The organism is Oceanospirillum linum, assembly GCF_001995095.2.
Classification (GTDB): domain Bacteria; phylum Pseudomonadota; class Gammaproteobacteria; order Pseudomonadales; family Halomonadaceae; genus Oceanospirillum; species Oceanospirillum linum.
This window is the reverse complement of the sequence record NZ_MTSD02000002.1, coordinates 304,500-316,538: the sequence shown is the minus strand read 5'-3', so window position 1 is coordinate 316,538 and position 12,039 is coordinate 304,500. Positions and strand designations below refer to the sequence as shown.

The 12,039-nt window shown below is 50.6% G+C and carries 11 protein-coding genes; 7 read left to right on the top strand and 4 right to left on the bottom strand.

What is annotated here, in order from left to right:
- Window positions 1-167 precede the first annotated feature (167 nt).
- Window positions 168-800, top strand: a complete 633-nt coding sequence (locus BTA35_RS06570; RefSeq protein WP_078319020.1) for a peptidase M15 — start codon at window positions 168-170, stop codon at window positions 798-800.
- A 220-nt stretch (window positions 801-1,020) separates the two neighbouring features.
- Here BTA35_RS06570 and BTA35_RS06565 read toward each other — a convergent pair whose 3' ends face one another.
- From BTA35_RS06565 to BTA35_RS06550, 4 genes are all read right to left on the bottom strand, one after another.
- A complete protein-coding gene (locus tag BTA35_RS06565; protein WP_078319019.1) occupies window positions 1,021-1,347 on the bottom strand; it encodes a branched-chain amino acid transporter permease in 327 nt (108 codons plus the stop codon).
- The gene (locus BTA35_RS06560; protein ID WP_078319018.1) at window positions 1,305-2,057 is read right to left on the bottom strand and encodes an AzlC family ABC transporter permease; all 753 of its coding nucleotides are present in this window, start codon (window positions 2,055-2,057) and stop codon (window positions 1,305-1,307) included. Before BTA35_RS06560 ends, BTA35_RS06565 begins: the two co-directional genes overlap by 43 nt.
- Window positions 2,058-2,425: 368 nt before the next feature.
- Window positions 2,426-4,567 (bottom strand): sensor histidine kinase, encoded by a 2,142-nt coding sequence (locus tag BTA35_RS06555; RefSeq protein WP_078319017.1) that lies wholly within the window; start codon window positions 4,565-4,567, stop codon window positions 2,426-2,428.
- The gene (locus BTA35_RS06550) at window positions 4,567-6,003 is read right to left on the bottom strand and encodes a sigma-54-dependent transcriptional regulator (RefSeq protein WP_078319016.1); all 1,437 of its coding nucleotides are present in this window, start codon (window positions 6,001-6,003) and stop codon (window positions 4,567-4,569) included. The genes BTA35_RS06555 and BTA35_RS06550 overlap by 1 nt, the downstream gene beginning before the upstream one ends.
- A gap of 342 nt (window positions 6,004-6,345) precedes the next feature.
- Between BTA35_RS06550 and BTA35_RS06545 the strand changes: the two genes are divergently transcribed.
- The 6 genes from BTA35_RS06545 to BTA35_RS06520 all read left to right on the top strand — a co-directional run bounded on the left by BTA35_RS06545 (window position 6,346) and on the right by BTA35_RS06520 (window position 11,902).
- Window positions 6,346-7,182, top strand: coding sequence for an ABC transporter substrate-binding protein (locus BTA35_RS06545; RefSeq protein WP_078319015.1), 837 nt, complete (start codon window positions 6,346-6,348; stop codon window positions 7,180-7,182).
- A gap of 209 nt (window positions 7,183-7,391) precedes the next feature.
- Window positions 7,392-8,096, top strand: a complete 705-nt coding sequence (locus BTA35_RS06540; RefSeq protein WP_078319014.1) for an ABC transporter permease — start codon at window positions 7,392-7,394, stop codon at window positions 8,094-8,096.
- A gap of 13 nt (window positions 8,097-8,109) precedes the next feature.
- On the top strand, window positions 8,110-8,859 hold the full coding sequence (locus tag BTA35_RS06535; protein WP_078319013.1) for an ATP-binding cassette domain-containing protein: 750 nt from the start codon (window positions 8,110-8,112) through the stop codon (window positions 8,857-8,859).
- Between the two features lie 196 nt (window positions 8,860-9,055).
- Entirely contained in the window at window positions 9,056-9,664 is a 609-nt protein-coding gene (gene mobA / locus BTA35_RS06530) for a molybdenum cofactor guanylyltransferase MobA (RefSeq protein ID WP_078319012.1), read from the top strand.
- Window positions 9,665-9,983: 319 nt separating this feature from the next.
- Window positions 9,984-10,592: a molybdopterin-guanine dinucleotide biosynthesis protein B gene (mobB, locus tag BTA35_RS06525; protein ID WP_078319291.1), complete on the top strand. Its 609-nt coding sequence runs from the start codon at window positions 9,984-9,986 to the stop codon at window positions 10,590-10,592.
- Window positions 10,592-11,902 carry a bifunctional molybdopterin-guanine dinucleotide biosynthesis adaptor protein MobB/molybdopterin molybdotransferase MoeA gene (locus BTA35_RS06520; RefSeq protein WP_078319011.1) on the top strand — a complete coding sequence of 437 codons (1,311 nt, stop codon included), beginning with the start codon at window positions 10,592-10,594 and terminating at the stop codon, window positions 11,900-11,902. Before mobB ends, BTA35_RS06520 begins: the two co-directional genes overlap by 1 nt.
- Window positions 11,903-12,039: the final 137 nt, after the last annotated feature.

The window sequence follows — 12,039 nt, the reverse complement described above, 5'->3', positions numbered from 1 at the left end:
ACGTTCAATCCGCAGAAGAACCTAACAGGTTCTGGTTGTTGAGAATTTATCGCGTGCCTACGTTGATTTAAGAATATACGTAGAAGCACTGCTTTTAGTGCAAAAAACGATCAATTTTTGAGGCTGAGCTTTCTACACAGTCTCGTTACGGCTCAAGGAGAAGGGGAGTGAAAAAACCACAGTCGGTAAAAGGGCTTGAAAATTTGGGAAGAATACGCCTGTCTGATTCGTTTTTTATGCGAGATTTTTTGCATTCGGAAATCTCGCAAATTGAATCCATCCCTAATATCCCTGATTTTCCGGATGTTGCCATCGAAGTTGGCAAACAGTTGTGTGAGAAAATACTCGAACCGCTAGAAAAAAAGTTTGGGCGAGTAAGCATTCGTTCCGCATATCGTGCGCCTGCTGTGAATGGCAAAGGGGCGGAGAACAAGAACCAGTACAATTGTGCCAGTAACGAAAGTAACTATGCTGGCCACATTTGGGACTATCGAGACGCTGGTGGTTACTTGGGAGGTACAGTTTGTATCATTGTTAATTCGTTTATACCTTACTTCGAAGAAACAGGAGATTGGCAGGCTTTAGCGTGGTGGATACATGATAATATTCCAGAATATTCCCATATGCAGTTTTTCCCAAAAATGGCAGCGTTCAATATTTCTTGGCATGAGTCACCGAAGAAGATCATTAGAAGCTACATTCCAGGCGGCCCTAAGCTCTTGACCAAGCCGGGAATGGATAACTTTGCCGGTGATCATTCAAGCGATTATCAGGCAATGCTTGAGAAGATTGGGTTATAACAAACTGTCGGATGGCGCGCCAATCGGGTTTCAGGTTGTTGGCTGGTGCGGTGCCGGGCGCTTATCCAACCTACGACGAGAGGAGCTTTGTGCGGGTATATGCGCCATCTGTCGCTTCAAATCCCTGATCATTATGGCGAAGGCTACCACGCGGAGCGTGGGAGCCAGATAGAAATTGTAGCGTCTTGCATCATTTGTAGTAAATGGCATCAACCAGACTTCAACTCATGCCCATCTGCACCAGCGCCATATAAGCTCCGGTTCCCCCCAGAATACTCACCAGTGGATGCTTAAACAGCAGATGCAGCGCTGCGGTAAGCGCTAAACATCCCAGTTCCGGCAGAAAACCTGTACTGGCCAGATCCTCATTCTTAAAGGTGTATACCACCAGTAAGACCATCATCACCGGTGGCAGGTATTTCCCCAAAAATACCAGAATATGATGGTCCGCTACTTTATAGAGCAGTACAAAAGGCAGTACACGGGTTAAAAAAGTAGCGGCGGTCATGACGGCGATGACGGTGAAGAGGTAGCCTGCGGATTCCATCGTTTACCTGCGTGTATCATTAACAGAACGCTCATGCTGAGCAGAATAGAGATTAACAGCATCTGATCACGGCTGATAAACAGCAGAGTCAGCACGCCAATGGCCAGCGCGAGAATAAAGGGCGCGGGTTTGTTCAGGTTTTTGTATTGCTCAATAGCCAGCGCCATAAAGAGTGCGGGCAGGACAAATTCGATACCGGCGGTGGAGAAGGTGATCTGACCACCGAGCCAGGCGCCCAGTGTGCAGCCGATCACCCAGTAAATCTGATTAAACAGGGTAACCTTAAACTGAAATTCCGCCGGATCGACCCACTTGGGTAGGCGGGTTGAGGTCAGCAGGGAGTATGTTTCATCGGTCAGACCAAAGATCTGATACACCCGCTTTACGCCCTTGTTGGGAATTTTTCCCACCAGAGAGATACCGTAAAACATATGGCGGGAGTTGAGCAGAAAGGTGGTGATAAACATCTCAGTCAGACCGGCGCTGTTGGCCAGTAATCCCACCGCCAGAAATTGTCCGGCTCCGGCGAAGATAAAGAGTCCCATCAAGGTGGCAAAAAACCAGTGATAACCCAGATCGCTGAACAGTACACCAAAGGCCATGCCCAGGGGGATATAGCCAAACATCACTGGTAACGATGCCTGAAAGACAAAGCGGTTGGCCGAGGTCTTGGCTGAAGTGTTGGCCCGTGTTGATTCTTTGGAAGGCATAGTGATTTTCTTAAATGACGTGTGAATAGTCTGAATGAAAAGGGTGAGCCAGCGCGATCGACTATATTAGAAGTCTTTTTTGGAAAAACCAAATGATTCGCGATGAATTAAGGTCAGCCTAGACCAAAGTTTAGGGTGGTCGTGTGAGGTTACTTGATAAAAGCTTGACAGCGAGTAGTGCTTAGCCCGGTGTCGGATGGTACGCCAGTAAAGACCTGTGTGACGCAGGTTTCGTTTATGGCGCTTATCCAATCTGGTTTAGCTCTGTATTCAGAGGCTAAGTTAGGCTCGTTCCCATGCTCCGCGTGGGAATGCATAGGAGGCTTGGCTCTGCGCTACCACGCAGAGCGTGGGAGCGAGCAGATGTTTCAGCGTTTGCGTTGGGCTTCTGACAGAGTTGCCAACAGTTGTTCGGTGGTGGCCTGATCACTATCGTTATAGCGGGCCTGGTGCAGCAGGTAGACCCTGAAGATACTGCCGTGCCCTTGCTCACTGTGTACCTGAATATCACCACCATACCGACGTATGATGCCGTAGCTTACGGATAGCCCAAGACCTGTACCGTTATCACGGGTGGTAAAGAAGGGGTCAAAGATATGAGGCAGTATCTCTTTAGCGATCCCTTTTCCGGCATCCTCTACTTCTACGATAACCCCTTTCAGGCTGTCGCCTTCATACCAGTCCTGGCTGCGAACATGTATGGTTTTATAACTTTGTGAGGCATTGGCGGCATTCATCAGCAGGTTTACAAACACCTGCTGCAGTTGCTGGACATTGGCTTGTGCTGAGCATTTAGCCTGTAAGGTAAGTTTTACCTCCAGGTTTTCCTTCTCAAGGGTGTGACGCACCAGTAGCAAGGTATCCTCAATCACCTGGTTAATATTCAGTGGTGACATGGATTGCGTGTACTCTCCGGGACGACTGTATTGCAGAAGGTTGTTGACCAGGGCCCGTATCCGGTAAACCTGCTGCACAATCAGCTCGATCTCTTCTTCCACATCCTCGGCGTGATCACCCAGTGAGACCTGCAGCAGATCCATATTACCCAGGATAACCGCTGCGGGGTTGTTGATCTCATGGGCGATACCGGCGGTAAGCTCACCGAGGGCGGCCAGTTTCTCTTTGGTAATCAGCTGGGCGCGGGTGGCCTGAAGCAGCCGGATATGCTCTTCCAGCTCACGGGTTTTATTCTGCAGAGACTGGGTGCGGGACTCTACTTTATGTTCCAGTACGTCTGCGGCCTGCCGGATCTGTCGGTTACGCTCCTCCAGCAGATCCAGCATGGTATCGAACTGTTCCGCCAGTTCACTGAATTCATCCTGGGTGTCCATCATGCCGATACGCTGACGTTTACCGGCTTTGACCGCCTGAACCACACTGTGGATGCGGCGGATCGGATGGGTGATCAGTCCGGTGCTGCGTAATACCAGAAATACTGAGATAACGGCCACCAGAACAAACGCCAGTGTCAGGTTCAGTAATGTCTGATTGTGAATCTCCCTGTAGGGCTTTTCCAGAAAACCGGAATAGAGCATGCCGATCCGTTTACCGGACAGATCCTCCACCGGGTTATATGCTGAGATATACCAATCATTAACCACAAAGGCGCGATCGACCCAGCTTTCCCCTTTGACCAGAACTTTCTGATAAACATCTTTAGAGACCCGGGTGCCTACCGCCCGGGATGCGGGCGTAGGGTCGCTCTCTATGCCGGAAGGTGAAGGCAGATTTTTATTTGGCACATTGGTACTGATACGGACATCATCCAGAAACAGGGTGACGGTGCCAAGACCGCCATCAGGCAAAGTGCCGGGCCGATAGACAAGGTCACGAATCTCATCGACAAAACCATTGTTACGATTCAGCAGACGGCCGCTGTCCAGCAGTGCGATCATCTCTCCTTTTACATTGTTGATCGGGTGTAGTGCCCGAATAAACATGCCTCGCTTCTCAAAATGGCGCTCTGTTGATTGCGCCATTGGGGTTTGCAGAAGTCTTATGCGTACCTGTTCAATCAACACTGGATCGATAAAAGCCAGCTCATCCGGGCTGATAAGCTGCAGCCCGGCATCTGCATTACCCGCCAGTACCTGAGAGGCGATCTGCCCAAGGCTGGGTTCTTTCAGTACGCGCTCACTGAGTTTGGCTGCGGGAATGATGCGTACAAAATCCAACCGGTGCAGCATTTTGAAGTTATAAAGTTGTTGGCTGATACGGGCGGGCTTCTGGAGTTCGACGCTTTCCTGAAGCTGCTGATTCAGGCTCAGTTGCTTCAGGTTAATCAGATCCTGCTGCTTGAGTATATTGAGAAAACCTTCCGCCACCGACAGGTCGGCCCGTACTTTCCGGTCCAGTAAATCAGTCGAGTAGCTGTTAACCCAGTAGCTGGTCATGCCGATCAGGGTAGCAAGCGTAAGGGCTAAAGGGGCAAGGCTCAGCCCTAAAATTTTAATTCGGATTGATGAGCGCATGAACCAGCGTCGTTTTGCCTGTTTCAATGTGGATGACATCAGGATTCAGAACCCTGAGCTTCATCCCACGCCTGCAATTTTCGATCCAGAGTTTTGCGCGATATACCCAGTTGGCGTGCAGCGGCAGATTTATTGCCCTGAAACTCGCTCAGTACCTGCAGGATATGGTGTTTCTCCACTTCATCCATCGCCCAGGTTGACGGGTAACCGCGGCCTTCAGCCTGAGCTGTTTCGCGGTTTTGGGACAGAGTGTCCCCACTGACAAAGGTTTCGATGGGCAGGCGGCCCAAAAGGATACAGCGTTCAACAAAGTTTTTCAGTTCGCGAATATTACCGGGCCAGCTATAGCCCGAAATCGCCGACATATCTTCGTGGGTCAGTGGCACAGGGGGCAGGCCCAGCTCTTTGGAGAGTCTGCGGGAAAAGCTGTGTACCAGTGTCGGAATATCTTCCGGGCGATCTCTCAGGGGGGGCAGGGTTAATGTCAGTACATTCAGACGGTAGTAAAGGTCTTCACGGAAGCGTCCTTCTTTAACTTCCTCCTGCAGGTTTCGGTTTGTGGCGGCGACGATACGGACGTCGATGCTGACCTCCTGCTCGCTGCCAACGGGCCGAACCGCTTTGAGCTCCAGTACCCGAAGCAGTTTAGCCTGCATCGCCAGGGGCATTTCACCGATCTCATCCAAAAACAGCGTGCCGCCACTGGCAAAGGAGAAGAGGCCTTCACGGGCTTTCTGTGCGCCGGTAAAGGCACCTTTGGTGTGGCCAAACAGCTCGCTTTCGAGAATATCAGCGGCGATGGCACCACAGTTAACCGGGACAAAAGCACCGGTCCGGCCACTGTTCTCGTGCAGAGCCCGTGCCGCCAGCTCTTTACCTGTGCCGGATTCACCCTCGATCAGAACCGCTGATGGCGTTGGGGCAACTCTGCGAATGATGCTGTCGACATCGCGGATCACCTGACTTTCCCCGAGCATGGCACTGCCGGAGCTGTAAACCGTGTTCAGCTCACGTTTAAGCACGAAATTTTCCCGGGCCATCAGGCGGCGTTCAACGCACCGGTCGATGGCGGCCATCATCTGCTCCAGCCGGAAGGGCTTCAGAATAAAGTCACTGGCACCGGCGCGAAGTGCTTCAATGGCAGTCTCCAGGTCAGCATAGGCTGTCATAAAGATAATATCGCTTCGGCGCTCATTATCGGTTGTGGCTTCGTGCCACTCTATGCCGGAGCGGCCGGGAAGCTTGATATCACAAACGATAAGATCAAAGTGACAGCGTTTCCGAATCTCTTCAGCGGTTTCAATGCTATCTGCAGATTCAACCAAGGCGAAGCGCTTGCTAAGAGCCTTAATCAGAAAATTGCGCATGCCGGGCTCGTCATCAACGATCAGAACGGAAATTGCAGGCGATAAACTGCCGGAGACGAAGGGGGCATGGGAAGAGTCTAATGCAGCAAAGCGAGGTTTTTTATCCATGGATAACCTTGTGTCGTTTCTTGTGCTCGGTGGTGTAAATTGCGTTTTTATTGTCTTTATCGATTGTTTTTTGTTTTTGCTTTAAAAATCCGACCACCAAGGGTGTTGCGTTATTGAAAATATGATCAGAATACCCGGGTGTGTCATTTTGTCCATTGTGTGTTTTTTATGGGTCAATATGGCCCTTTTTTGATCTCTGTCGGCGGTTTGCCGTCAGATATAATGATTATGTCTGACTTGCAGGTCAGGCAGGGCAAGGTTAGTGCTTTTTGGCATCTATCTTGCTCAAAAAGGGGTCTGATCATAACAAACATTGCACTTTGAAGCATTTAAAGGACGAGCATGAGTACACCTAAAATGAGCAAGCTAAAAACCTTTATCCGTTCTGCTGCGTTGGCTGTTGTTGCCGCGACAGTTTCTATTCAGTCATATGCTGAAGACCTGGGGATTGTTCGTTTGGCGACGACAACAAGTACTTATAATTCCGGTCTGCTGGATTATCTGTTGCCAGAGTTTGAAAAGAAAAACGGTGCGACCATTCAGGTTATTGCTGTAGGTACAGGTAAAGCGCTGCGTATGGGCCGTGATGGGGATGTGGATCTGGTCATGACCCACGCACCTAAAGCAGAAGCTAAATTTGTTGATGAAGGCCACGGTGTTCAGCCCCGCGGCATCATGTACAACGATTTTGTTCTGGTGGGCCCTAAGAATGATCCGGCAGGTGTTAAGTCTACGGGCAGTATTGAAGATGCTCTGGCTAAAATAGCTAAGAACCAGTCGCTGTTTATCTCCCGTGGTGATGACTCCGGTACCCACAAGAAAGAGCTGGGTCTTTGGAAAGAGGCCGGTACCTCTCTGCCATTTGAGGGATACCGTGAAGTTGGTCAGGGTATGGGCAAAGTACTGCAGATCAGCTCAGAGCTGCAGGCTTATACACTGACAGACCGTGGTACTTGGTTGGCGTATAAATCTAAAGTTGATCTGGCCATCGCGTCTGAAGGTGATAAGCGTCTGTTCAACCCATACCAGGTGATTCTGGTGAACCCTGCCAAATATGATGGTCTGAACACGAAAGGTGCTCAGGCGCTGAGTGACTGGCTGATCTCTGATGAGACGCAAAAGCGTATTAATGATTTCCGTCTGCATGGTGAGCGTCTGTTTATCGCAAACGCTAAATAAGCCGCTGTAAGACGTGTTCAGCCGTACTGACTTAGCCGTTGGTGCGGCGCTCTTGTCTGAGAAACGATACCTGTGGGTAGCGATTTATGCGATCCACGGGTTTTCTGTTTTTTCGGGCCGGATTAATTCCATTGGGTCTGTGAATAACCCTTTTGCTGCACCGTTTATCCTATGTTTGAAAGAAAAATAAATATAAGGCGCTACCGTTAATGGCTTCACTGACTGAGACTTTTGTTGCTGCGGTTGAACTTCTGGTATCGGGGGATGATGCTCTGTGGGCCATTATTGGTGTCTCTTTTCGGGTCTCTTTTTCCGCACTGGTTCTGGCTATTGTTCCCGCGACGCTGATCGGCTTCGCTCTGGCCTACTGGCGGTTTCCCGGCCGTTGGTTGCTGTTATCGCTGACTCATACGCTGATGGCGGTACCTACCGTTGTGGTTGGTCTGATTCTGTTTATGCTGCTTTCCAGAGCGGGCCCTTTGGGTGACTGGCGTTTGTTGTTCACCCAGGATGCGATGATTATCGGGCAGTTTCTGTTATGTATGCCGCTGCTGGTATCGATGAGTCACAGTGCTTTTCAGGGGGCAGACAAACGTGCCTGGGAAACAGCAAAAATGCTGGGAGCCAGTCCGTTTCGTTGTCTCTGGGTTTTAATGCTGGAGGTGCGATATGCTTTGTATGCCTGCTTTATTGCGGCCTTCGCCCGTATTATTGCCGAGGTTGGCTGCGCCATGATGGTCGGTGGCAATATTCTTAATTATACCCGAAGTATTACGACCGCCATCGCTCTGGAAACCCTGAAGGGGGAGTATGCCCAGGGTGTTGCTTTGGGCTTGGTTCTTTTTATATTGGCAATGGTTCTGAATGTTGGAATGGGTTTGCTTCGTGGCAAAGGGCAGCTGGCAAGTCGCTGATTAAGGTGTTGTTGTGCTTGATAAATCTTCTTACCTGGCGGAAAGGCCTCCCATGGAAAAACACGATTCACCGACAGATACAAGAGACTTGCTCAGTATTGAGCGGCTTCACCAAAGCTGGCCGGATCAGGCTGAGGCTCTCTTTGATATTGAACATGTGAGCTGGTCTGCAGGGCAGCATGTATGGCTGCAGGGGGCGAATGGTTCCGGGAAGACGACATTTATGCGTTTACTGTCCGGGCTTGAGCCTGTTCAGCAGGGCCGTATTGATCTTTTTAAAAAGCGATCTGGGGCAGAAGAGCCGAGAATCTGCTATTTGCACCAGACACCTTATCTTTTTGCCGGTAGTGTTGAACGTAATCTTCAGTTTGTTATTCGCTCTCTGGCATCGGCTCAGCGTCCTGCGGCGCGTGTGGCCCTTGATCTTGGTTTGCAACTTGCTGGTCTGGAGGGTTTACGTCACCAGGATGCGGTTACTTTATCCGGTGGTGAGCGGCAGCGTCTGGCCCTTTTGCGTGCCTGGCTGCTGCAACCGGATATTTTGTTGTTGGATGAACCCGCTGCTAATCTGGATGATGACTCTGTGGTGTTAATGCATCGCTTAGTCACTGATCTTATTGAGAAAGGCGCATCCATTATGGTGAGTTCTCACCAGAAGAATCTGCTGACCAAGCTATGTAATACCCGCTGGCTGATCGCCTCTGGCACATTAACTGCTTCTTCTTTGGAGGCGGCGGCTTCCCTCCGGTGCCGTCCGGCCTGAATTAACAGAACTGTTCTTCTTTTGATGTGGCCCTTTGGTGTGGTCTCTGCGTACTTTTCAGGCACGAAATGGTAAAAAGAGTATTCATGTTTTCGTTGGCAAGTTATAGTGCTTTTTAAATATATCTTTATTGATGTGCGTAGGAATCGCTATGTCAGATCTTAATACAGGGATTTCGTCAGGAGTGGTCCAATCGATGTCAAAGCAATTAAACACCATCAGGCCTTCAGAGGTTACCGCCGTTATTCTCGCCGGTGGTCAGGGGCAGCGTATGGGAGGGCAGGATAAAGGCTGGGTCAGTTTCAATGGTCGGCCTATGATACACCATGTACTCAGTCAGGTGTCCCCTCAGGTAAACCATGTACTGATCAATGCGAACCGCAGTCAAAAAGAGTATCAGTCCCTTGGGTGTGATGTTGTTGAAGATATTGAACAGGGGTATCACGGCCCTTTGATGGGGATGTTAACCGGGCTGGTCTCAGCCAAAACCGATTGGGTCTTATTTGTTCCCTGCGATATCCCTTTGTTGCCGGAGGATATTGTTCAGAAACTGGCCGCTGCGATTGTTGATCATGGTGCTGATATCGCCGTGGTTCACGATGGTGAGCGTCTGCAGCCGGTGATCTCCCTTATGCATCGTAGCTTGCTTCCGAGTCTGCAGGAGTGGCTGGCAGCCGGTAAACGAAAAATTGATCGTTGGTATATGCAGCATCGTATGGTTGTTGTCCGCTTTGATGGTTCCTCTGATGATTTTATCAACCTGAATACCCTGCAGGATGTTCAGGCGCTGGAACAGCGTCTCTGATTGAGTGTTCTGATAAGCTGTTAAGTCTTTGCTCTCTAATCACATAATGCCTGCGAGCATCGTATCCGCAGTGACCCCTGTTATTTTTAACCGGGGTTTTTTTATGGGTCGCTTTCTGACTTTATGATGGTGCTTCTTATATCAGGGATCTGGCTTTATGATGGAATGCCCGACTTAAATGGATCTTATTGGAGCTTTTTTGATCTGGTTCAGACCAGGCGTGGAATACTCCTTGCTGCTCTATATCGTATTAACCATCAAGACCTGAAAAACATGCTGCCAGCTCAGTCCGGGCTGTGTTCAGGAAATAGGAATGCTTATGCTGAAGTTCCCCCTACCTGTACTGGGTTTCGCTGCGTTTAGTGGCTCCGGGAAAACCACGCTGTTAAAAAAAATATTACCTCTATTGGTTAAACGGGAACTCAGGACTGCTGTTGTTAAACATGCGCACCATGCGTTTGAGGTTGATCATCCCGGTAAAGACAGCTTCGAGCTACGTAAGGCGGGGGCTGCACCCATGCTGGTGGCGTCATCTCAGCGTATGGCGATGATGCTGGATTTTTCTGACCCGGAAAATGGTGCGGTGCAGGACCCTGATCTGCTTGAGATGATCGATTATCTGCCGCTGCACCGGCTGGACTGTGTTTTGGTCGAAGGTTTTAAGGCTGTTCCTTTTCCGAAAATTGAGATACACCGTCCGGCTACGGGTAAACCGCTGATCGCTCTGGATGACAGCAATATTATTGCAATTGCTACCAATGATGCCGCTAAGCTGAAAGAGAGTCTGCGGGATCGTGGTGAACGGGTTAACCTGTTACCACTGTTAGATCTTAACGACCCGGATGCGATTGCAGATTTTGTGGTTGAGCAGGTACGGCAACAGCGTTTGGTTTTACCCTCTGCAGAAAGCCAAGAAGGAGCTCTGTAATGTCATCGGAACAGAATACCTATCAGGCCTCCGTCAGTTGTTTCGACCAGCCCGGTCAGTTAAGTGTTCAGCAGGGTCGGCAAGCTCTGCTTGATGCCATTGTATCGGCAAAACATCCTGGGCGGATCAGGCAACCGATTGCTGAGTTGGTCGGCTCTGTTCTGGCGGAGGATGTGATCTCACCGATCAATGTCCCCGCCCAAACTAACGCTGCCATGGACGGTTTTGCCCTGGCCCTGCCGGAAGCGAGTGGTGATAGCTTCCCGTCAGAGTATCAGTTGGTGGGTAAGGCTCTGGCGGGTCATGGCTTTGACGGTGAACTGGAAACCGGTCAGGCCGTGACGATCACCACAGGTGCTCCGGTTCCTGCTGGTGCCAACAGCGTTGTCATGCGGGAGATCTGCCAGCCCGGTGAGGGTGTGGTTTTGATTGAAAAGCCGGAGTCCCTGCGTCTGAACGATAATATTCGTCAGGCTGGCGAAGACCTGGCAACCGGTCAGGTCGCGGTGAAAGCCGGCACCCGTCTGACGCCAGCGCACCAGGGGCTGATCGCATCCCTCGGCCTGACCGATGTTGCGGTATTTAAACCTCTGGTGGTGGCGGTGTTCTCCACCGGTGATGAGGTTGTGGCTCAGGGGCAGCCGCTACCTCCCCACAGTATTTACGATACCAACCGTTATTCTCTGATTGCGCTGCTGAAAAAACTGCATTGTGAGGTGATTGATCTGGGGATTTTGCCGGATCAGGAAGAGGTACTTGCTAAAACCCTGGCGGATGCGGCGGTTAAATCGGATGTGGTGATCTCATCCGGTGGCGTTTCGGTTGGTGTTGCGGATTACATCAAAACCGCCCTGGCAAGGGTCGGTGAGATCGGTTTCTGGCGTATGAATATACGCCCCGGTCGCCCTTTTGCCTTTGGCTGTATTGGTGCGGATCTGACCCAGGATAATGCTGATTCCGCTTGGTTCTTTGGCCTTCCCGGTAACCCGGTTGCGGTCATGGTGACCTTTATGCAGCTGGCGCAACCGGCTTTGCGACTGCTTCAGGGCGAGACGGGTTGGCAGCTGCAGGCCATTCCGGCTATTGCCAGCGAGAAGATGCGTAGCCGGGAAGGGCGTACCGATTTCCACCGGGGCATTTTCAGTCTCAGTGCGGAAGGTCAGCTGCAGGTGCAAACGACAGGTACTCAGGGTTCCGGTATTCTGCGCTCCATGACAGAAGCTAATTGTCTGATTGAGATTGGCGATGAGCATGGGGCTATTGCGGCGGGGGGCTCTGTGAAAATTTACCCCTTTGCGGATCTTCTTTGAGCGGGGACGAACGGTTGTTCAGTATTAAGGCACGCATGTCACGAAATAGGCGCGTGTATCCGGAATAACAAGCAGATCAAAATAAAAAGTATCACCGCCCCAACAGATTCTGTCGTAAGAGAATGGATATGAAGGGC